Source organism: Bacteroides sp. f07 (assembly GCF_042854785.1).
Classification (GTDB): domain Bacteria; phylum Bacteroidota; class Bacteroidia; order Bacteroidales; family Bacteroidaceae; genus Bacteroides.
This window is the reverse complement of sequence record NZ_BAABXI010000003.1, coordinates 398,311-419,934: the sequence shown is the minus strand read 5'-3', so window position 1 is coordinate 419,934 and position 21,624 is coordinate 398,311. Positions and strand designations below refer to the sequence as shown.

General features: G+C 43.4%; 12 protein-coding genes. 11 read left to right on the top strand and 1 reads right to left on the bottom strand.

Going from position 1 to position 21,624, the window contains the following annotated elements:
• The first annotated feature begins 24 nt into the window (after nt 1-24).
• The 8 genes from ACGHVY_RS21525 to ACGHVY_RS21490 all read left to right on the top strand — a co-directional run bounded on the left by ACGHVY_RS21525 (nt 25) and on the right by ACGHVY_RS21490 (nt 14,262).
• Nucleotides 25-3,183 carry an efflux RND transporter permease subunit gene (locus ACGHVY_RS21525; protein WP_308745658.1) on the top strand — a complete coding sequence of 1,053 codons (3,159 nt, stop codon included), beginning with the start codon at nt 25-27 and terminating at the stop codon, nt 3,181-3,183.
• 12 nt (nt 3,184-3,195) lie between these two features.
• The gene (locus ACGHVY_RS21520; protein ID WP_308745659.1) at nt 3,196-3,489 is read left to right on the top strand and encodes a PG0541 family transporter-associated protein; all 294 of its coding nucleotides are present in this window, start codon (nt 3,196-3,198) and stop codon (nt 3,487-3,489) included.
• A 115-nt stretch (nt 3,490-3,604) separates the two neighbouring features.
• Nucleotides 3,605-5,002, top strand: a complete 1,398-nt coding sequence (locus ACGHVY_RS21515; protein WP_390601484.1) for an SGNH/GDSL hydrolase family protein — start codon at nt 3,605-3,607, stop codon at nt 5,000-5,002.
• On the top strand, nt 4,989-5,906 hold the full coding sequence (locus ACGHVY_RS21510) for an SGNH/GDSL hydrolase family protein (protein ID WP_308745661.1): 918 nt from the start codon (nt 4,989-4,991) through the stop codon (nt 5,904-5,906). Before ACGHVY_RS21515 ends, ACGHVY_RS21510 begins: the two co-directional genes overlap by 14 nt.
• Entirely contained in the window at nt 5,893-7,380 is a 1,488-nt protein-coding gene (locus tag ACGHVY_RS21505) for an MBOAT family protein (protein WP_308745662.1), read from the top strand. Before ACGHVY_RS21510 ends, ACGHVY_RS21505 begins: the two co-directional genes overlap by 14 nt.
• A gap of 304 nt (nt 7,381-7,684) precedes the next feature.
• Nucleotides 7,685-8,683 carry an aldo/keto reductase gene (locus ACGHVY_RS21500; RefSeq protein WP_390601482.1) on the top strand — a complete coding sequence of 333 codons (999 nt, stop codon included), beginning with the start codon at nt 7,685-7,687 and terminating at the stop codon, nt 8,681-8,683.
• Nucleotides 8,684-8,771: 88 nt separating this feature from the next.
• The gene (locus ACGHVY_RS21495; RefSeq protein ID WP_390601479.1) at nt 8,772-12,791 is read left to right on the top strand and encodes a glycoside hydrolase family 2 TIM barrel-domain containing protein; all 4,020 of its coding nucleotides are present in this window, start codon (nt 8,772-8,774) and stop codon (nt 12,789-12,791) included.
• 85 nt (nt 12,792-12,876) lie between these two features.
• Nucleotides 12,877-14,262, top strand: a complete 1,386-nt coding sequence (locus ACGHVY_RS21490; RefSeq protein WP_390601477.1) for an alpha-L-fucosidase — start codon at nt 12,877-12,879, stop codon at nt 14,260-14,262.
• 122 nt (nt 14,263-14,384) lie between these two features.
• On the opposite strand, the gene ACGHVY_RS21485 is transcribed toward ACGHVY_RS21490, so the two are convergent.
• Nucleotides 14,385-14,942, bottom strand: coding sequence for an RNA polymerase sigma-70 factor (locus tag ACGHVY_RS21485; RefSeq protein ID WP_308745666.1), 558 nt, complete (start codon nt 14,940-14,942; stop codon nt 14,385-14,387).
• A gap of 164 nt (nt 14,943-15,106) precedes the next feature.
• On the opposite strand from ACGHVY_RS21485, the gene ACGHVY_RS21480 reads away from it, so the two are divergent.
• The 3 genes from ACGHVY_RS21480 to ACGHVY_RS21470 all read left to right on the top strand — a co-directional run bounded on the left by ACGHVY_RS21480 (nt 15,107) and on the right by ACGHVY_RS21470 (nt 21,614).
• Complete coding sequence (locus ACGHVY_RS21480; protein WP_390601475.1) at nt 15,107-16,090, top strand: FecR family protein; 984 nt, start codon at nt 15,107-15,109, stop codon at nt 16,088-16,090.
• Between the two features lie 329 nt (nt 16,091-16,419).
• Nucleotides 16,420-19,704: a TonB-dependent receptor gene (locus ACGHVY_RS21475; RefSeq protein ID WP_390601473.1), complete on the top strand. Its 3,285-nt coding sequence runs from the start codon at nt 16,420-16,422 to the stop codon at nt 19,702-19,704.
• Between the two features lie 20 nt (nt 19,705-19,724).
• Nucleotides 19,725-21,614 carry a RagB/SusD family nutrient uptake outer membrane protein gene (locus ACGHVY_RS21470; protein ID WP_390601470.1) on the top strand — a complete coding sequence of 630 codons (1,890 nt, stop codon included), beginning with the start codon at nt 19,725-19,727 and terminating at the stop codon, nt 21,612-21,614.
• The last annotated feature ends 10 nt before the right edge of the window (nt 21,615-21,624 follow it).

The following is a 21,624-nucleotide window of genomic DNA, read 5'->3' as shown; positions in this document are numbered from 1 at the left end:
AATGTGATATAAAACCTATTAAACATGAGTTTATACGAAGGTGCGGTTAAGAAACCGATTATGACCTCGCTCTGCTTCCTCGCAGTAGTGATCTTTGGTCTTTTCTCTTTGTCCAAATTGCCTATCGACTTGTATCCGGACATTGATACAAATACGATTATGGTAATGACCGCTTATCCCGGTGCAAGTGCTTCGGATATAGAAAATAATGTGACTCGCCCGCTCGAAAATACCTTGAATGCGGTGAGTAACTTGAAACATATTACCTCTCGTTCTTCCGAGAATATGTCTTTGATTACGTTGGAGTTCGAGTTTGGTAATGATATTGACGTCCTCACCAATGATGTGCGCGATAAACTCGACATGGTAAGCTCGCAGCTTCCGGATGATGTCGAGAATCCGATTATCTTCAAGTTCAGTACGGACATGATTCCTATCGTGTTGCTTTCCGTGCAGGCTAATGAGAGTCAGTCCGCTCTTTATAAAATATTGGACGACCGCGTGGTTAACCCGCTGGCACGTATTCCGGGAGTAGGAACCGTGTCTATCAGTGGTGCGCCGCAGCGTGAGATTCAGGTGTATTGTGACCCGAACAAACTGGAAGCATACCACTTGACTATCGAAACAATCAGTTCTATTATTGGTGCCGAGAACAAGAATATTCCCGGCGGTAACTTCGATATTGGTAGTGAAACCTACGCGTTGCGTGTAGAAGGAGAGTTTAAAGATTCCCGTCAGTTGGCAGATGTTGTGGTGGGTACAAACAATGGGGCAAACGTCTTTTTGCGGGACGTAGCCCGAATTGTCGATACCGTAGAAGAACGCGCACAGGAAACCTATAATAATGGTGTGCAAGGTGCTATGATTGTTGTTCAGAAACAGTCGGGAGCCAATTCGGTGGAAATCTCCAAGAAGGTGGCGGATGCCTTGCCGAGACTTCAGAAGAACTTGCCGAGTGATGTGAAAATCGGTGTTATCGTTGATACGTCCGATAATATTTTGAATACGATCGACAGTTTGACCGAAACCGTGGCATATGCCTTGTTGTTCGTTGTGATAGTCGTGTTCCTCTTCTTGGGACGCTGGCGTGCGACGCTGATTATCTGTATCACCATTCCACTTTCGTTGATTGCTTCATTCATTTATCTGGCAATCAGTGGAAATACGATTAATATCATCTCGCTTTCGTCTCTTTCTATCGCTATCGGTATGGTGGTGGATGATGCGATTGTGGTACTCGAAAACGTTACGACACATATCGAGCGCGGTTCCGACCCGAAACAGGCGGCTGTGCATGGTACGAATGAGGTGGCTATTTCCGTGATCGCTTCTACGCTGACCATGATTGCCGTATTCTTCCCGCTGACGATGGTGAGTGGTATGTCCGGTGTGCTTTTCAAACAGTTGGGTTGGATGATGTGTGCCATCATGTTTATTTCTACGGTCGCTGCGCTGTCATTGACACCGATGCTCTGTTCCCAGTTGCTTCGTTTGCAGAAGAAACCGTCGAAGATGTTCAAACTCTTCTTTACTCCGATTGAGAAAGTACTGGACGGGCTCGATGCCGGGTATGCGAAGATGCTGAATTGGGCGGTACGTCATCGTCCGGTTGTCATCGTGGGATGTATCGCTTTCTTTATTATCAGTTTGCTGTGCGCGAAAGGCATCGGTACGGAATTCTTCCCGGCACAGGATAATGCACGTATTGCCGTGCAACTTGAGTTGCCGATTGGTACACGTAAAGAGATAGCGCAGGAACTTTCGGAAAAACTGACCAATCAATGGTTGACGAAGTATAAGGACATTATGAAAGTCTGTAACTACACAGTAGGTCAGGCCGACTCGGATAATACATGGGCTTCCATGCAGGACAACGGTTCTCATATTATCTCATTCAATATCAGTTTGGTAGACCCGGGCGACCGTAATATCAGTCTGGAAAAGGTCTGCGATGAGATGCGTGAAGATTTGAAAGCCTATCCGGAATTCAGCAAGGCACAGGTAATCCTCGGAGGTAGTAACACAGGTATGTCCGCTCAGGCGAGCGCTGACTTTGAGGTTTACGGATACGATATGACCATGACCGATAGCGTGGCAGCCCGTCTGAAACGCGAACTGCTGAAAGTGAAAGGAGTAACCGAGGTCAATATCAGCCGTAGCGATTACCAACCGGAATATCAAGTCGACTTCGACCGTGAGAAACTGGCTATGCACGGACTGAACCTGTCGACAGCCGGTAATTATTTGCGCAACCGTATCAACGGTGCAGTCGCTTCCAAATACCGTGAAGACGGAGACGAGTATGATATCAAGGTGCGCTATGCTCCCGAGTACCGTACAAGTCTGGAAAGTTTGGAGAATATCCTTATCTACAATGCCCAGGGACAGGCTGTCCGTGTGAAAGATGTCGGAAAAGTAGTCGAACGTTTCGCGCCGCCTACCATTGAGCGTAAAGACCGTGAACGTATCGTGACCGTTTCTGCCGTTATCTCCGGCGCCCCGTTGGGCGACGTGGTAGCTGCCGGTAACAAGGTCATTGACAAGATGGATCTTCCGGGCGAAGTAACCATTCAGATTTCCGGTTCGTACGAAGACCAGCAGGATTCGTTCCGTGATTTGGGAACACTCGGTATCTTGATTGTTATCCTTGTATTCATCGTAATGGCGGCGCAGTTCGAGTCATTGACCTATCCGTTCATTATCATGTTCTCCCTGCCGTTTGCATTTAGTGGTGTATTGATGGCACTGTTCTTCACGGGCAGCACATTGAGCGTCATGAGTTTGCTGGGAGGTATCATGTTGATTGGTATTGTGGTGAAGAACGGTATTGTGCTTATCGACTACATCACCCTTTGTCGTGAGCGTGGACTGGCAGTCATCAACTCTGTGGTGACATCCGGCAAGAGCCGTCTCCGTCCGGTATTGATGACCACGGCTACCACCGTTCTCGGTATGATTCCGATGGCTATCGGCGGCGGACAGGGTTCTGAGATGTGGAGTCCGATGGCGATTGCCGTAATTGGTGGTCTGACGGTATCTACCGTGTTGACATTGATTCTGATTCCTACCTTGTACTGTGTATTTGCGGGAACAGGTATCAAGAACCGCCGTCGTAAACTTCGCCATCAACGCGAACTGGACGTTTATTTTCAGGAGAATAAAAGCACCATTATTAAGAAATAACAGAAAAGAAATATGAAATCAGTATTGATCACATTCGACCAGGCTTATTACGAACGAATCATGGCGTTGCTCGACCGTTTGGGTTGCCGTGGTTTCACATACCTTGAAAAGGTACAGGGACGTGGCTCGAAGACGGGTACTCCGCATTTCGGCAGTCATGCCTGGCCAAGTATGTGTTCGGCTATTATCACTGTAGTCGAAGACCATAAAGTAGATCCGTTGCTTGACACCCTGCATCGGATGGACATGGAAACGGAACAATTAGGCTTGCGCGCATTTGTGTGGAACATTGAGCGAACCATTTGATGACCGGTCTGCCGGATAAATAAACGGAAAGGAGAATCTAATAAATAATGTAGATTCTCCTTTCTTTTTATGGCTTTTATCTATCTTTGCGGTCGTTTTGGGATTTAGGAACATTATGGAGATTATAAAGAATTATTTGAAATATTCGTTGTGGTTTGTGCTGGTTGTGTTTGCAGCCCTGTTGGGGCTGCACTGGCTTCCGGTCATCACCATTGACGGGCACACGATGAGGCGTGTAGACCTTTTAAGTGACCTTCGTTATCCGGACACGGACGCAGCCGTAGCGGATTCGGACAGCATTCCTCTGCCACCCGTAGTAAAGCCGGTTTTTGTAGATACTTGCCGTGCAGGTATGACCTGTATTGAAGATTACAGCGACTCCACCCGTCGCGGCATGGCTCCTTTTTATGAAGCTCTCGACCGTCTCTCTTCCGGGGCTTCCGGCTCCGATGACCGCTTGGTACGTATTGCCGTATTCGGCGACTCCTTTATTGAAGCGGATATTTTTACCGCCGACCTGCGCGAAATGCTTCAGAAACGATTTGGTGGTTGTGGAGTAGGTTTTGTCACCATCACTTCCATGACAAGCGGTTATCGTCCTACGGTACGGCATCAGTTCGGCGGATGGGCGAGCCACGCAGTGACGGACAGTGTCTACTTCGACAGGAAAAAACAAGGCATCTCCGGTCATTATTTCGTTCCCCGGAATGGAGCTTATGTGGAGTTACGCGGACAGAGCAAATACGCTTCGCTGCTTGATACCTGCCAGCGTGCTTCTATCTTCTTTTATAATAAAGATTCCGTTCATCTCTCTGCCCGTGTGAACAAAGGAGACAACAGAAATTATGCACTGGCACCTTCCGGTGGTTTACAGGAAATTCAAGTAAACGGACGTATCGGCTCCATCCGCTGGACGGTAAACCGTACTGACTCCACGCTTTTCTATGGTCTGGCAATGGATGGAAAGCAAGGTATCATTCTCGATAACTTCTCGTTGCGTGGCAGTTCCGGGCTTTCCCTGCGTGGCATTCCGCAACAAATGCTGAAAGAGTTTAATCGCCAGCGCCCCTACGACTTGATAATTCTTGAATACGGTCTGAACGTCGCTACCGAACGCGGACGTAACTACGATAACTATCAAAAAGGACTGCTGACAGCTATCGAACATCTGAAAACGTGTTTCCCCCAAGCCGGAATCCTGCTGTTGAGTGTCGGCGACCGTGACTATAAGAACGAGAACGGCGACTTTCGCACCATGCCGGGCGTCAAGAACCTGATTCGTTATCAACAGAATATTGCCGCCGAAAGCGGTATCGCTTTTTGGAATATGTTCGAAGCAATGGGCGGTGAGGGCAGTATGGCGAAACTGGTTCATGCCAAACCGTCTATGGCAAACTACGACTATACGCATATAAACTTCCGGGGTGGCAAACATCTGGCAGGGCTGCTTTATGAGACATTGATATACGGTAAGAAACAATATGACAGGAGAAGAGATTATGAGAAAGAATAACCTACTGTCTGTCTTTATGCTTATGCTGGCAGGAATTCTTATTGTTCCTTGTTCTCTTTCAAAGATAACAGCACAAGACCGTATCCCTGCCTGCCCGCCATTAGGCAAGACTTTAAAAAAAATCAAACCTTTGCGGGAAATGACCTGGACAAACGATACCATTTCCGCGCAAGTCTCTTTCCCGACAGTTTTCCGCGAAACCGGACGAAATGAGATTATCGACAGTATAGGTTTGTTGTCTCCCGTTTTTGAACATCTCCGCCAGGTGCGTGCCGGATTGTCCGAAGATACGGTTCGTATCGTTCATATCGGTGACAGCCATGTGCGCGGGCATATCTATCCGCAGACTACCGGAGCCCGTCTGGCCGAGACTTTCGGTGCTGTCTCTTATATTGATAAAGGAGTGAACGGAGCTACCTGTCTCACTTTTACCCATCCCGACCGTATTGCCGAAATCGTGGCCTTGAAACCCGAAATGCTGATTCTTTCTTTCGGAACGAATGAAAGTCATAACCGGCGTTATAATATCAATGTGCATTACAACCAAATGGATGAACTTGTCAAGCTTCTGCGCGACAGTCTCCCCAATGTACCTGTTCTTCTCACTACTCCGCCGGGTTCGTATGAAAGTTTCCGGCAAAGAAAGCGCAGGCGTACTTATGCCATTAATCCCCGTACGGTGACAGCCGCAGAAACGATCCGTCGCTATGCAAGGAATAACCGCCTGCTGGTGTGGGATATGTATGATGTAGTCGGTGGCAAACGCCGTGCCTGCACCAACTGGACGGAAGCCAAGCTGATGCGTCCCGATCATGTGCATTATTTACCCGAAGGATACATCCTTCAGGGGAATTTATTATACCAGGCCTTAATCAAAGCATATAACGATTATGTTTCCCATTGATATAGATTTCAGTAGACTAAAAGAGGTATTTACCTACGACCCGCAAGCGCCGATGATATTCAGCAGTGGTATCTTTCTTTGGCTGTTTGCTGCTTTTATGGTAGTGTACGTGTTGTTGCAACATAAATATACCGCCCGTATCTTGTTTGTCACCCTTTTTTCCTATTATTTCTACTATAAGAGTAGTGGCACTTACTTTTTTCTGCTTGCCATAGTCACTGTTGCCGACTTTTTCCTTGCACAACTTATGGCTCGTACCGGGGGACATTGGAAACGTAAAGGACTGGTAACTTTGAGTCTGGGGATTAATCTGGGACTTCTTGCGTATTTTAAATACACCAATTTCCTGGGCGGAGTCATTGCATCGCTGATGGGAGGGGAGTTTACGGCACTCGACATCTTTCTGCCTGTCGGCATCTCTTTCTTTACTTTCCAATCATTGAGTTATACCATCGATGTCTACCGGAAAGATATAAAACCACTGACCAACCTGCTGGACTATGCTTTCTATGTATCTTTCTTTCCGCAGTTGGTTGCAGGGCCTATCGTTCGTGCACGCGACTTTATCCCGCAGATACGGAAACCCCTCTTTGTCTCGCAGGAGATGTTCGGGCGAGGCATCTTCCTGATTTTCTCCGGCTTGTTCAAGAAAGCGATTATTTCCGATTATATCAGCGTCAACTTTGTAGAACGTATCTTCGATAATCCTACTCTCTATTCGGGAGTCGAGAATCTGATGGGACTTTATGGGTATGCTCTGCAGATTTACTGCGACTTCTCAGGATATAGTGACATGGCTATCGGTATTGCTCTGCTGTTGGGTTTCCATTTCAATCTGAATTTCAATTCTCCTTATAAGTCCGCTTCCATAACCGAATTCTGGCGGCGTTGGCATATTTCTCTCTCCAGTTGGCTGAAAGATTATCTGTATATATCCTTAGGCGGAAACCGGAAAGGGAAGTTCCGTCAATACATGAATCTGATAATCACCATGTTTTTAGGCGGATTATGGCACGGGGCATCCTGGAATTTCGTACTTTGGGGGACATTCCACGGTATCGCTTTGGCATTGCACAAAATGTGGATGACAATCACTGGTCGCAGGAAAGGCGAGGAAAGTCACGGCTGGCGTCGTATATTCGGTGTAATCATCACTTTCCATTTCGTATGCTTCTGTTGGATATTCTTCCGTAACGCAGATTTCCAAAACTCGATGGATATGCTGAAACAGATATTCACCACTTTTCGCCCTCAACTATTTCCTCAATTGCTGGAAGGTTACTGGAAGGTCTTTGCATTGATGCTGCTCGGCTTCCTGCTTCATTTTGCACCCGATAGTTGGGAAAATGCGGTATGCCGGGGCGTTATTCGTATGCCGTTTGTAGGAAAAGCGCTGATGATGGTCGTTTTGATTTATGTAGTCATTCAAATGAAGAGTTCGGAGATTCAGCCGTTCATTTACTTCCAGTTCTAAAGTTTCTTTCATGCAGGCTGATCATTTGCTCCATTGACGGGGATTTTAGTTTCCGGTTGCTTGGAACAAAAAGTTTCATATGCGTTTGAAACTAATAGTTTCACACCGAGAAACCAACTGTTTCACACCGAGAAACTAATCGTTTCACACCGAGAAACAAATAGTTTCAAGGCATGAAACAAAAACTTCCTCTAGATGAGTGGATTGGTTAATGTAGGACAACGAGCCATTTCATTGATTAGTTGGGATATTGTTTGGCATATTTTTCCTTTCTTTGTAAGAGGAAATATAAATCGTTAATCATATGGATAATTCATTCACCTATCAACCGGCACCCGACCGTTATGAACGGATGCAGTATAAATATTGCGGCAAGAGCGGATTGCAGTTACCTCTTATCTCTTTGGGATTGTGGCACAATTTCGGCAGTGTGGACGATTTTAGTGTGTCGACTGAGATGATAAAGTATGCTTTCGACCACGGCATCACTCATTTTGATTTGGCAAATAACTACGGTCCTGTTCCCGGAAGTGCGGAAACAAACTTCGGACGGATTCTGAAAGAGAATTTCCAGGGTTATCGGGATGAGATGATCATCTCATCCAAAGCCGGGCATGAAATGTGGGCGGGTCCTTATGGTGGCAATAGTTCCCGTAAAAATCTGATGGCAAGTATTGACCAAAGTCTCCGTCGCACGGGGTTGGAGTATTTTGATATCTTTTATAGCCATCGTTATGACGGAGTAACTCCGGTAGAAGAAACTATCCGGACATTGATTGATATTGTAAAGCAAGGCAAAGCTCTTTATATCGGAATATCCAAATATCCACCCGAACAAGCGCGCGTTGCCTACGAAATGATGGCGGACGCAGGTGTGCCTTGTCTTATCAGCCAGTATCGTTATAGTATGTTCGACCGTGCAGTAGAGGCTGAAACCCTTCCATTGGCTGCCGAATTTGGTTCCGGTTTTATCGCCTTTTCACCTTTGGCGCAAGGCTTGCTGACTGATAAATACTTAAACGGCATTCCGGAAGGCTCACGGGCTGCACGCTCTTCCGGTTTCCTTCAACGTTCGCAAGTAACTCCTGAAAAGATAGAAGTTGTCCGGCAGTTGAATGAAATCGCTCGTCATCGTGGTCAGACATTGGCAGAAATGGCATTGGCGTGGGTGCTGAAAGATGAACGGATGACTTCGGTGATTGTGGGTGCAAGCTCTGTTAATCAGTTGGCGGACAATCTGAAAGCATTGGAACATTTGGAGTTTACAGCAGAGGAGTTGAAGGAGATAGAACGGATCTTGTAACATACTGCTTAAAAAGTTTTTTATTATCCCAACTACGTATTTAACAGAATATCTGTGTCTTTATTATCAGAACAACCTGAAAAATACCATGCACAGAATTTTGTTAACTACTGTATTGTATAGCATATTGACTATACAAACTCTGGCAGACGAACCTTTAAAAGGTTTTGCTTATGCATCAACAACTGCTCCCAATGGAAACGAATGGGAATCCCCTGAACAATTGGCATTGAACAAGGAGCAGCCGCATGCTTATTTCTTTTCTTTTGCCGATCTTGAGAGTGCCCGGAAAGTACTACCGGAAAACAGTAGATACTGGAAATCTCTGAATGGAGATTGGAAATTCCATTGGGCGCCTGAACCGGATATGCGTCCGAAAGAATTTTATCAGCCAGAATTTGATGTCAGTTCCTGGGATTTGATTTCTGTTCCTTCCAATTGGAATATTTATGGAATTCAGAAAGACGGAAGCCAGAAGTACGGAACCCCTGTTTATGTGAACCAATCAGTTATCTTCGTACAGCATGTCGAAATCGGTGATTGGAAAAATGGAGTAATGCGTATTCCGCCAACTCATTGGACTACTTATAAGCATCGCAACGAAGTCGGCTCTTATCGTCGTGAGTTTGATATCCCGCAAGACTGGGAGGAACGTGAGGTTTTCATCAATTTTGATGGTGTAGACTCTTTCTTCTATCTTTGGATTAATGGCCAATATGTAGGTTTCTCCAAAAACTCCCGTAATACAGCTAGTTTTAATATTACTTCTTACTTGCAAAAAGGTAAAAACGTAGTAGCTGCCGAAGTATATCGTAATTCTGACGGTTCATTTTTGGAAGCTCAGGATATGTTCCGTCTTCCGGGAATCTTTCGCACAGTGTCTCTGCATTCAGTTCCAAAGGTTCACATCCGTGATTTGGTCGCTATTCCCGACTTGGATAAGAATTTGTCGGACGGCTCTTTGACGATTAATGCCGAAATTCGGAATCTTGATAAGAAGATAGCTAAAAACTATAAGATTTATTATTCACTGTATGCCAATAAACTATATTCTGACGAGAATACGCTGGTGGGCGATTGGTTGTCAACGGTCGTTCAAGAAGTTGTACCGGGAAAATCGACAAATGTACAAACTATATTGCAAGTGAAAACGCCTCAGAAGTGGTCGGCTGAGTTTCCCTATTGCTATACATTGGTAGCGGAGTTGAAAGACAAAAAGAACCGGACGGTAGAGACGGTTTCAACAGTTGTCGGTTTTCGTAAGGTGGAAATCAGGGATACGCCGGCTTCGGAAGATGAGTTCGGGTTGGCCGGGCGATATTATTATATTAATGGTAAGACTGTGAAGTTGAAAGGCGTAAATCGTCATGAATCCAGTCCGGCTACAGGACACGCCGTTTCGCGGGAGACAATGGAAAAGGAAATTATGCTGATGAAGCGTGCCAATATTAATCATGTGCGCAACTCCCATTATCCGGACGACCCTTATTGGTATCATCTCTGCAATAAATACGGAATTTATCTGGAAGATGAGGCTAATCTGGAGTCACATGAATTCCGTTATGAAGAAGCTTCTCTCTCTCATCCGATAGAATGGGAGAAAGCTCACATTGCACGTGTAATGGAAATGGTGCATAGTAATGTTAATAATCCGTCTGTTGTGATTTGGTCATTAGGCAATGAGGGCGGTCCGGGAAATAACTTCGTCTCTGCTTATCGGGCGTTGAAGAAGTTTGATGCTTCGCGTCCTGTCCAGTATGAACGAAACAATGATATAGTTGATATGGGGTCCAATCAATACCCTTCCGTAGATTGGGTTAGTGGAGCGGCACAGGGGAAGTATGATATTAAATATCCGTTTCATATTTCCGAGTATGCACATTCAATGGGGAATGCCTGCGGTAATCTGGCCGACTATTGGGAAGCGATTGAATCAACTAATTTTCTGTGCGGAGGTGCTATCTGGGATTGGGTAGACCAGTCTTTATATAACTATGACTCGGCAACCGGAACTCGTTATCTGGCTTATGGCGGTGATTTTGGAGATGTGCCTAATGACGGACAATTTGTTATGAATGGAATCATGTTCGGTGATTTGGAGCCTAAACCTCAATATTATGAAGTAAAGAAAGTATATCAGCATATAGGAGTAAAAGCTGTTGATATACAAAAAGGGATATTGGAAGTTTTTAATAAATACTATTTTAAAGATCTTGCAGACTATCTTGTGACTTGGTCGCTTTATGAGAATGGAAACAAAATAAAATCAGCTATCGTAGACTTGGGAAACCTGGCTCCGCGGACGAAAAAACTTATTACCGTTCCATATGGGAGTCAATATTTGTCAGAACAATCAGAGTATTTTTTGAAGATTCAATTCTGCTTGAAAGAAAAGATGCCTTGGGCAGACAAAGATTATGTGGTAGCGGAAGAACAGTTCCGGATAAAAGAGGCCGGTAACCGTCCGGAGATAAGTAAAGTAGCCTCATTCGGGAAGAACCTGGAACTTTCCGGTGTAAAGTCGGGCGATAATATCGTATCTGTCAAGGGAACCGGATTCGAAGTAGCGTTCGACAAATCTACCGGAAGCATCTATAGCTTGAAATATAATGATGAGTTTGTCATAACAGAAGGGGACGGACCTGAATTAAATGCTTTGAGAGCTTTCGTTAACAATGATAATTGGTTCTTCTCTTCCTGGTTCGAAAACGGTCTGCATAATCTGAGACATAAGGTAATCAGTCATTATATACAAGCGCAGGAAAATGGGGCGGTCATATTATCTTTTGCGGTAGAGTCACAGGCTCCTAATGGTGCGTTTATCGGTGGAGGTATGTATTCTGGCAAGAACCGGATTGAGGAGCGTTCCGATAGACCTTTTGAAAGTGAAGATTTTAAGTTTGTTACGAATCAGATATGGACAGTCTATCAAGATGGCTCTATTGAGTTGGAAGCCAGTATAACTTCCAATCAGCCGAATTTAGTTTTGCCGCGTTTGGGTTATGTGATGAAAGTACCCCGTAAATTTGAAAATTTCACATATTATGGTCGTGGTCCTATTGATAATTATTCCGACCGTAAGAGCAGTCAATTTATAGAAATACATAAAAGTAGGGTTGCCGATGAATTCATTAATTTCCCTAAACCGCAGAATATGGGTAACCATGAAGACGTACGTTGGTGTGCATTGACCGATTCTCAACACAAGGGGGCTGTTTTTATCGCTACCGACCGGTTGTCAGTTTCTGCTTTGCCTTATTCGTCTTTGGATATGGTTTTGGCATCTCATCCATATCAATTACCTGCAGCAGGTGATACGTATTTATATCTGGATTGTGCCGTAACAGGATTAGGGGGAAATAGCTGTGGCCCGATTCCTCTGACGAAAGACTGTGTGTATGCCGGACATCATAATATGGGATTCATCATCCGGCCGTCGGGTGCGGATTTATCCGCTATCGCCTGTGTAGCACCTTCCGGGGAACTTCCCCTGTCTATAACCCGTGACCGTGTCGGAACAGTGGAGATTACATCCGGTCAGAAAGTAACGGCTATTCAGTATACTGTAAATGGAGGCAAGGTTCAAGAATACGAATCACCGGTTCTTTTGCGTGATGGTGGAACTGTTTCAGCTTGGTATAAACATGCTCCTATGATAAAGAGCAATGCGGTATTCACAAAATTAGAGAGTATTCCGGTGAATGTGATATATGCCAGTAGTCAGGAACCGGGTGAAGGCAATGCTTCTCATCTTGTGGATGGTGATCCGAATACTATTTGGCATACGATGTATTCTGTCACAGTTGCCAAGCATCCACATTGGGTAGATTTGGATGTAGGTGAAATTAAGGAAATAAAGGGCTTTACTTATCTGCCACGTCACGATGTGGACAATGGTAATGTGAAGGATTACACGGTTCATGTAAGTTTGGATGGCAAGAATTGGGGTACTCCTATTCGGGAAGGTACATTTGAGAATAATCTCAATGAAAAGAAAGTCTTGTTTGCCCGGCCTGTAAAGGTTCGTTATATCCGTTTTACTGCTTTGAGTGAGCAGCGGGGACAAGACTATGCTTCCGGAGCTGAAATAACAATTTTGGAGAATTGACAACAAGTTATTGTATAACTGATGAATTATTCTAACCTATTATTATATAACCTTGCCTTTTGAGGCATTTTGAAAAAAGTGAAATATGAAAAGTACATTTAAACTTTTGACGGTTACCACTGCATTGTGTGCAGTGCTGACTACCACCGGCTTTGCACAGAGTTTTGTGCATGAAACGTCTGACGGCTATGTATGGCCTACGGAACCCGCTGTCTTACAGAATCTTGATAAATGGCAGGATCAGAAATTCGGAGTCATTTTCCATTGGGGGATATATTCGGAGCCTGGTATCATGGAGTCCTGGACACTTAGTTCGGAAGATCGTGAATGGATTTCGCGTCCTGATAATATGTCCTATGATGAATACAAAAGGTGGTATTGGGGATTGAAAGATTTGTTTAATCCTACTCAGTTTGCTCCGGAACGTTGGGCGGAGATTATGGAAGATGCAGGAATGAAGTATGTTGTGTTTACAACGAAGCATCATGACGGTTTTTGTATGTACGACAGCAAAGAGACTGATTTTACTATTGCTAAAGGAGCCTTTAAGAATAATCCTCTGAAAGACGTTACTCGTCATGTCTGGGATGCTTTCCGAAAGAAAGATTTTATGATTGGGGCTTATTTTTCTAAACCGGACTGGCACTGTGAGGATTATTGGTGTCCTTATTGGGCAACCCCGGATCGGAATGTGAATTATGATATCAAGAAATATCCGGAGCGTTGGAAGAGATTCTGTGATTATACTGCACGTCAGATTAATGAGTTAATGACGAACTATGGTCATGTAGATATTTTATGGTTGGACGGCGGTTGGGTGTGTGCTCCGGACCAGGATATCAATATGGATGAAATAGCAGATAATGCGCGTCGTGCACAACCGCATTTGTTGGTTGTAGATAGAACTATACCGGGACGGAATGAAAATTATCGTACTCCGGAGCAATCTCTTTTGGAAAAACAAACATTATCTCCTTGGGAAACTTGCATGACTTTGACAAACCACTGGAGTCATGTCGAGGGTTCTCCATGTAAATCTGCCAGCACAATTATTGCTACATTGGTGGAAACTGTGGCAAAGGGAGGGAACTTCCTTTTAGGAGTCGGTCCAACTGCTAAAGGTACAATTGACGATGAAGTGGTTACGTGCCTTCATCAAATAGGAGCGTGGTTGCGTCCGAATGGTAAGGCTATTTACGGTACACGTCCGACACCTGTTTTTCATGACGGAAATGTTTGGTTTACTGCCGCCAAGGATGGTAAGAACCGTTATGCTATTTATCTGCTACCGGAAAATGGGCAGTTGCCTGAAACGATAGAGTGGACAGGAAATCTGCCAAAAGGTAAAATGATTCTTTTACAGAATGGGCAAAGGATGAAATATAGTATTGAGGGTGAGCGAGTAAAAGTAACTTTACCAAAGGGAATCAAGCAAGAATCACTGGCTATTGCTTTTACTCCTGCGAAATGATGTAGCTGGGAGAGCAAAAGGCAGAAGCGTGAATAAATCGGCGGAGAAGATCGTTTTTCTCCGTCGTTTTTTTATCACTGACAGGACGAATGTATAATTATTTTTTAGGAATTTGCATGGATTTATCTAAAGTATCTTTTTAGACTTTCCGTCAGTCTGCGGATGGCGGTTGTCATGTGTGTGTTGACAGTTCTTTCAGATATATCCAGTGCTTCGCTGATCTGCTTATAGCTCATATGTTCTTCTTTAGCCATACAATAAACGATTCTGGTTTTCTCAGGCAGTTGCCGGATAGCTTGCTGCATACTTTCTTCCATATCTTTTTTAAGCAGTTTCTCTTCCGGAGTAAGTTCGTTTCCCGCTATCTCTATTGTAAATTGGTCGATAGAACTTAGATTATCCTGGCGATTCTTTTCCAGGAATGTGATGGCGTGGTTTTTAACCGTTATAAATAAGTAAGAATCCCAGTCTTTCACTTCTTTCAGGTTCTCGCGTTTATTCCACAGAGTAAGAAAAACATCAGATAGTACATCTTCGGCTGAAGAAGTCGACTGAACGAAATACAATGCAATGGAATAACACTTTTTAAAATATCGCTTATACATCTTTTCAAAACAGGAAGAGTTTCCTTCACTGATTTGTTGTAATAGATAAGTTATGTCATCTTTCTCTTGAGACATGGCTAACTAATTGGTTATAAAATGATTAAAATGATTTGTTGATATGTAGAAGCGTCTATTAACAAAATTTATCTGCAAAAATAACTTTTTATTTTATTAAAGCTACGTATTTTTAATTTTATTTCTGTCTTTATATATAGAAGCGCTTAATAATACTCAATAAGATGATGAAAGAGAATAGTAATATATGGGACTTGCTTGCTAAGAGGACTGATCATTCCTTGAGCAAAGATGAGGAAAATGCATTAGAACGGCTGTTGAAGGAAGATGCCTCGTTGCATCGTGCTTCCCGGTTAGTGGATGAATCACAGGTGAAAATGGATACTCATTTGCTTGAGGAAACAATGAGTCGGACTTGGGATAAAGTTGAAGCCGGCATGAAAACAGAAAAGAGACATCGTCCGATGTTCATTATCCGTCGTTATGCTGTTGCAGCTTGTATTGCTACTTTATTTGTCTTAGGAGGACTTCTGGGTTATCAGGTATGGAGCAGGCCGGATATGTTGATTGTAATGAATCAGGGAAAAGAAGCCTTGCTCTTTACACTTCCGGACAATTCAAAAGTTTGGTTAGGTGGAGGTTCAAGATTGAAGTATCCGGATAAATTGTCTGCTCGCGATCGGGAAGTATATTTGGAAGGTGAAGCATTTTTTGATGTAAAGAAAGATGGTGGAAGAACTTTTCAGGTAATTACTGATGTAGTGGAAGTAAAGGTACTGGGTACCCGTTTTGATGTGAAGGTATCGAAGTCGGAAAAGATGGCGGAAGTTGTATTGGAGTCCGGTTCCGTTCAATTGAACGAACGCCACGACACAAATAAGGGGGTGATTTTGCGTCCGGGGGAGATGGGACGTGTTAGACAACAGGCCGACATTGAAGTTCATCACGTTGATTTGCAACTTTATACAACCTGGAAAGATAAATATATGAATATAGAATCTCAAAAAATGGAAAATGTGATGTTTATGTTAAGTAAACGCTATCATACAGAGATTCGTATTGAGGGTGAAGATTTGAAAGAGGAAATATTCTCGGGACGTTTTGATATTGAACAAAGCCTGGATGATATTTTTGAAACAATCAATCAAATGACCCCCATTCATTATCAGCAACAACCGGATGGAACTTATTTAGTGACTCCGCAATAAGAAAATAGGCAGCCTAATAGATAATAACTTGAAAAACAATTGCTAACCCTAAAAAAAAAGAATGATGAACACTACCTGAAAAAAATGAAGAAAAGGATTGAAAAATTCCCGTTCTCCAATCCTTTAGATTAAAATTAATCTCTAACCTATTATTAATTTTAAATTGCAAATTTATGAAAAATATTTCAATCCCAAAGGGAATGAAGGGCTTTATTTTGCCTTCTTCTTTTTCGGGGAAGATGAGATTTTGCGTCTGGCAAATGTTGTTTTTACTACTTCTTATACCTGTTCAAATTAAGGCGCAACAATCTGAATTACTGACGATAAATGTGAAAAATGTAACGCTGAAGCAGTTTGTGGAGGTTGTACAAAATCAAAGTGCATATTCTTTTCTTTACAAAGATAACCAGGTAAAAGTGAATCGGCCCATTACGGTTTCTGCCAATAAGCAACCGATTAATGCTATCTTGGAGCAGGCTTTTAAAGGAAAAGGGGTTTCTTGGAAAGTGCAAGGAAAGCAAATTCTGTTATTTCCGGCAAAAGAAGAACAGTCAGCAGTTACAAAGAAATCGCATACGATAAAAGGTAATGTTACTACTACTACAGGTGAAGCTATTCCGGGGGCTAGTGTAAAGCTGTTGAATGCTACTACCGGTGTGATTACTGATCTCGATGGATTTTATATGATTACGGTTCCTGGTGGTCAGACAGAATTGGAATATCGCTTTATGGGCTATGAACCCAAAGTAGTAAAGGTTGGAAATCAGACAACAATCAATATCTCTTTGGAAGAATCAACTTCAGCTTTGGAGGAAGTCGTTGTAGTTGGTTATGGTGCTCAGAAGAAAGTAACCATGACAGGGTCGGTGGCTTCAGTAAATATGGGAAGTTTGAAAACTCCGGTAGCCAATTTGAGTAACGCTTTACAAGGAAAAGTTGCTGGTATAATTTCTGTGCAGTCTAGTGGAGAACCGGGTTATGATAATTCTACGTTCACTATTCGTGGTATCAGTACATTTACAGGAAACACTTCACCGTTAGTGATTGTGGACGGTGTACAGCGCGATGATGTGAACTCTACTTACGGTGGTGCTTACAACAATATTGATCCGGAAGATATTGTAAGTATCTCATTGTTAAAAGATGCTTCTGCTACTGCTGTATATGGTGCTAAGGGTGCTAATGGTGTAATGATTATTACCACGAAACGCGGTACGGTAGGTAAGCCTAAAATATCAATTAAGGCGGAGACTGGCTTTACGAATTTTACGAAAGTGCCTAATATGTTGGATGGGGTAGGTTATATGCAGCTATACAACGAGGCTCGTCGTAATTCGGGACAGAGTGAGGTTTATAGTCGCGGAGATATCTTGAAGACGCAAACCGGCTTGGACCCTTATCTCTATCCGAACGTGGACTGGATTGGTGCTGCTTATAAAGACATGACTTCAGTTTCCAATGTCAATTTGAATATCAGTGGAGGTAGTGACTTGGTGCGTTATTATCTGTCTGCTTCTTTCTATAATCAAGGTGGGCAATATAATGTAAAGAAAGAGAATGGATTCAATCCGAATCTGGATTACAAGCGTTATGATTTTCGTAGTAACATTGACGTAAATATTACTAAGTCTACGCTTTTGCAGATGAATCTGGCTGCTATGATGGTTGATTCACGTTATCCGGGTGTTTCCGCCTCTAGAATCTGGTACGAAGCTTATGCTGCTTCTCCCGTAGCTTTCCCGATACGTTATCCGGATGGACGTTGGGCAGGACCGCCGGCAAATGCTGGTGTCAATCCGATGGACTTGCTCCAGAACTCTGGATATTCGGATACGTTCCGTCCTGCTTTGCAGTCGGTGTTTACATTGAACCAGAAACTGGACTTCATCACAAAGGGACTTTCTGCTTATGTCCGTTTTTCGTTCGACAGTTATAGCGAATTTAATAATAAGCGTACCGGTAGCGTAGACTTGTGGTATACTAACCAGCGTGATGCCAATGGGGAATTGGTATTCAACAAACCCATTAGGGAAGGATCGAATGAATTATGGTATGACCACAGTGATACGGGTGAGCGCGTGATGTATACGGAAGCTAATATTGCCTATGACCGTACCTTTGGTGCTCATAGTGTGAGCGGTATGTTACTTTATAATATGCGTAACCGCATGGTGGCTACGGCCGGCTCTGCAATAGGTGCCATTCCGTATCGTAATCAGGCTATTGCCGGTCGTTTGAGTTATGGCTGGAAAGACCGTTACCTTGCCGAAGTCAACGCTTCCTATACAGGTTCAGAAAACTTCGCTCCCAATCACCGCTTCGGCTTCTTCCCTGCCGCGTCTTTGGGATGGGTTATCTCTAACGAACCGTTCTTTAGGGGAGCTACCAAGTATATCGACTTATTAAAACTACGTGCATCTTATGGTATTGTAGGTAACGATAATATTGGTGGAACAGGTGACCGTTTTGCATATTTCACTCAATATGGGGGTGGAAATAGTTATGGTTTCGGACCGAATGGTAATAATGTAGGCGGTATCAGGGAAACCTTGTTGGCTTCGGAAAGCCTGACTTGGGAGAAATCCTATAAAACCAATATTGGTATCGAAATGATGTTGGGAGGAAAGTTCAATCTGACACTGGATTATTATAAGGAACGTCGTAAGGACATTTTGATTCAACGTTCTTCTCTGCCTGCTATGTCCGGTTTCGGAAGTGCTGCTATTTATGCTAACATGGGTGAAATGGACAATCAGGGTATTGATGCTAATATTGAATATCAGACAAGCATTGCTCAGAAAGTAGGTCTTCGTATTTTCGGTAACGCTACTTATAGCAAAAACAAAATCGTATTCAAGGATGAGCCGCAAATGAAATATGCTTATCAAAAAGGCGAGGGTACCAGTTATGGTGAATTTTATGGATATGTAGCTGAAGGTTATTTTCAGAGTTATGAGGAGATAGAGAAAAGTCCGAAGCAGTTGCGTGAATTGGCACCGGGTGACATCAAGTATAAAGATCTCAATGGTGACGGTGTCATTGATCCGAATGACCAATGTTATTTAGGAAAATCACATTTCCCGTCATGGTCATATGGATTTGGGGTTAATGTCAATTATCATAATTTTGATCTTTCTCTCTTTTTCCAAGGAGTGGCTGATGTCTCTTTAATGGCCAATGGTTCTTATATTGATACTGGTGGAGGTAGCTGGGGAGCCAACGGTGTAGGTATTGTACCTTTCGCCGGTATGGGAGCGAACCCGACAAATATCATTTCCAAGGCATTGGACCGTTGGACAGAAGACAATCCCCGTGATGACGCCTGGTATCCGCGTATGACTATGGGAGCCAGCACTTCGGATAACAATTATGTCAATAGCACTCATTGGCTGAAAAACGGAAATTACTTACGTTTGAAACAAGCTTCTTTAGGTTATACGCTTGAGAATAAGACATTGACAGCTAAAGGCATTGATTATCTTTATTTTTATTTATCAGGTCAAAACCTGTTGACTTTCTCTAAATTCAAGTTGTGGGATCCGGAATTGGGATCGAACGGTGCTAAATATCCACTGTCACGTATGGTGACAATTGGAATGAGAGTTGCATTTTAACTAATAAAACGATAAGAACAATGAAAAATATAATTAACCGGTTATTAACCATTGGGTTGTTTTCCGTTGCTGCATTAGGCATGCTTGCTTCGTGTGATTATCTGGACCAGCAACCGGAGAACTTGAAAACAACGGATAAAATCTGGCAGACACGCTCTGATGTAGAAGCATATTTATATAATGTATACGGGTACATAGAGCGTAATACGGATGATCCGACGACTTTAGGATTCTCGGACGAAACGTCTTGTGTACTTTCCGGTGCGTTCGTTCGTAAAATGGTGGAAGGAAACTATGGTCCCGGTGACAATGCTCAGGATCGTTGGGGGCACTATTATCAAGGAATCCAGAAAGCGCTGACATTTGAAGCTAATATTGACCGTGTTCCGGATAATATTGTAAGTGCGGATCTGAAAAATCAGTATAAGGCAGAATCCCGTTTTCTCCGTGGATGGTTCTATTGGAATTTGCTTCGCTTGTACGGACCTTTTGTAATCTGTGAAAAACCGGCGGAATTGGATGAGAACTTCAATATGTATGCACGTACTCCTTTTGACCAATGTGTGGAATATATTTGTGGCTTGATGGAGTCAACATATGGTGTTCTTCCAACGGTTTGGTCTTCTAATGCCAACCTGGGGCGTCCGACTGAAGGAGCTGCTAAAGCAGTTATTTCACAAGTACGTCTTCTGGCTGCCAGTGAATTATGGAATGGCAGTGAAACTGAAGCGCCCCGTTATAAGGATTTTAAAGATAAGGACGGACAGTTATTAGCTCCACAAACTTACGATCCGCACAAATGGGAACTTGCAGCCGATGCGGCAAAAGATGTGATGGATTTGGGTATTTATCATCTTTATCGCAATACGGAAAGCGGTGACAGAAACTTTGACCCCTATTTGTCTTGTCGTGAACTATTCATGAGCGGCACGCATGCAGAAGTAATTTTCGCTACCCACATGGCTGGTGATAATTGGTTGTATGGTCATGATATACGTTGTACACCGGGGCCAAAAGGCTTCTGTATGTCAAATGCCACTCAGAATATTGTGGATGCATTTTTGACTGCCGACGGATATGATATCAATGATGATGATTCTTACACGGAGGTCGGATTTGTTCAAAATGACGATTCACGCCATTTCGGTTCTGTTCGCAATGAGATAGAGCGTGGGTATCGCAAAGGAGAGCATAATATGTATGTCAATCGTGAGCCTCGTTTTTATGCTTTTGTACATTATAACGCTCGTCCGGTATTATCGGCTATTTCTGCGGATGACTACAACCATTTTTCTTCTGCGGCCAATCAAGATGGATTTGGAAGGGCAGAATATTATCTTTCCGGTCAATCAGGAGCGACAGGCGGTCGGGTAGACTTTACCGGATACAATGTAGCGAAAAGAGTCAGCACCACTTCGAGCATCAGAAATGACCAGACCTCTTATCGTCCGTATATTCACATTCGTTATGCAGAAATTCTATTGAATTATATTGAAGCGTTGAATGAATACAATCCGGGGCATTCGGACATTCTCTCCTATTTTCAGGAAATCAGAAGCCGTGCCGGTATTACTAATCCGTTGACACGACTTTATCCAGAGGCAGTTGGCAATAAAGCGGAAATGAGAAAATGGATTCTTCGTGAACGCCAGATTGAGTTGGCTTTTGAGGGAGACCGTTTCTGGACTCTTCAGCGTCGTTTGCTGTTTGAGAAGGAAGAGAATCGTAAGATTTATAGCATGAACGTACAAGCAAATGATGGCGGGCAGGGATTCCAGTTCGAAGGTTTCTACGAGCGAAAATTATTCCAGACGCGTTACTGGGATAATAAAATGTATCTGTATCCTATTTTGCAATCTGAAATAGACCGGAATCGTGCGTTGGTGCAGAATCCGGGATGGGGACAGTAATTTATCCAGG